Raw genomic sequence first — 2,039 nt, forward strand, 5'->3', positions numbered from 1 at the left:
ACGTAAATAGGCATCAATTTTTTGCAAAAGAGCACTTTTTTCTTCAAATGACGGAGCATCAAGGGGATTATGCGGTTGATAAAGTCTCTTGTTTGTTTGTTGAGGTGCTACACTATAAGGTCCAGCATGATTATTATAGGTAACAGCTTTAGCTGCTTCACAAGCACGCTTGAGTGCAGCAGCTGATAATTCATTAGAATGTGCATATCCGGTAGCTTCTCCAGCAACGACACGCAGACCAAACCCCATATCTTGATGGAAAGAGCCGTTTTTAAGCTGTCCATTATCAAATAAAAGAGCTTCGCTTTCTGTATACTCAAGGTAAAGTTCGCCATCATCCGCATGATGAAGCGTTTCCTGTACAAGAGACTGCACTTTAGAGGAAGCAATATCAAAATGATCAATCAGCGATTTCATAAGAATTATCCTATTTTTACGGGGGATGAGAAGATTTTTATTGATCTAAATTAAGGGGCTCTCAAAATATACGATGAGATTTTAATTGTCCAATGTGTGTCGATTTTATTCATGTTGGTAAGGTTGCATAGGCGTCGCTAAGACCCTGAAGGTCAACCAGACCTCCAATTCCTTGCTCTGGAGTTGTGAAGATAAAATAGGTTGCCATTTTTCCTTTTAAAAAGAGTTGTAATATGTCTTCTTTCAGAAAAGCTTCAGCAACACAATTATCACCAAGACAACGACGATATTCCATTCTTCCCATATCTTTATCGTCAATTTTAATGCCAACACCAGGACGTAACTCAACGCGAATCGGAACAAAAACACGCATCAAAGCGCCTTGCTTTTGAGGAAGTTTATAAAAGGTAACGCGGAGGGTAATATCATGACGACCTTGTGTATGGACGTTTTGTACAACTTCACACTGCATATTAGGGGTACCTGGTGGTAGAGCACAAACCTTTGTCCATGCACCATAGGTTTGTGGAGCAGGGACATCTTGTGCATAGGGTGTTTGTGCAAATGCATGACTGATAAAACTACTATAAAGTGTGTAAAGAACAGCACCAATAAAAAAAGTTTTTTTGAGTAATTTATAAAGTATCACAGAAAATCCTATCCGACTCAACACCCAAAACCATGCATAGATTTACATAAAAAAATGAATTCCCCATAAAAAACCATAACACAAAATCAGTATTTACCCAAATATATTAATTCATATGATATATTTTTATGATACATTTGTAATGTGGAGAGAACGTTGATTGAAAAAATGTATTTTTATTGCCAATATTTCCATTTACTTTTAGGGGATACGTGCGAAAGAGATATTTCATATTTTCTCAAAAATACGATTGGTCTTAATTGGTCATTTCCATACGCTAGATAATATTTGTCAGATAATATTGGGTTTGTGAATGACAGAAATGGAAAAGAGCTTTGAGTGGAATGTCAGTTTCAGAAGAGTTATCGGTTGTGAATGGTAAATCAACGCCACCAAAATCCGGTATTGGTGATTACATCACATTATTAAAGCCACGTGTTATGTCTCTTGTGGTCTTTACGGCTCTGGTTGGTTTGCTTGTATCGCCTGTTCCTATCAATCCGTGGTATGGTTTTTTAGCAATTTTATGTATTGCTGCTGGTGGCGGTGGTGCGGGAGCACTGAACATGTGGTATGATGCTGACATTGATGCTGTGATGGAACGGACTAAAAAGCGTCCTATTCCTATGGGTAAAATCAGCTCTCAAAGGGCATTTATTTTTGGCATGGTTCTTTCTATGCTCTCGGTATTGGTTATGGGAAGCTTCATTAATTGGTTTGCGGCATTTTTTCTTGCATTTACGATTTTCTTTTATGTCGTTATCTATACAATTTGGTTAAAGCGTATCACACCACAAAATATTGTTATTGGTGGTGCTTCTGGGGCTTTTCCACCAATGATTGGATGGGCCGTGACAACAGGGACAGTGAGTATTGATAGCTTTTTATTATTTTTAATCATTTTTATGTGGACCCCCCCTCACTTTTGGGCTCTTTCTTTATTTTCATCTCTTGATTATGAGGCTGCAGGTAT

3 protein-coding genes are annotated in these 2,039 nt (G+C 37.9%); 1 reads left to right on the forward strand and 2 read right to left on the reverse strand.

The window, feature by feature from the left end; genetic code table 11:
• Both ACFIO3_RS05315 and ACFIO3_RS05320 read right to left on the reverse strand, forming a co-directional pair.
• On the reverse strand, window positions 1-417 hold a 417-nt coding region (locus ACFIO3_RS05315; protein WP_375704175.1), incomplete at its 3' end, for a PmbA/TldA family metallopeptidase.
• Between the two features lie 109 nt (window positions 418-526).
• On the reverse strand, window positions 527-1,066 hold the full coding sequence (locus ACFIO3_RS05320; RefSeq protein WP_375606408.1) for an invasion associated locus B family protein: 540 nt from the start codon (window positions 1,064-1,066) through the stop codon (window positions 527-529).
• 344 nt (window positions 1,067-1,410) lie between these two features.
• Between ACFIO3_RS05320 and cyoE the strand changes: the two genes are divergently transcribed.
• A partial coding sequence (gene cyoE / locus ACFIO3_RS05325; protein WP_375704177.1) for a heme o synthase occupies window positions 1,411-2,039 on the forward strand: 629 nt, incomplete at its 3' end.

The sequence above is a fragment of the Bartonella sp. AD328YNZD genome (genome assembly GCF_042196425.1).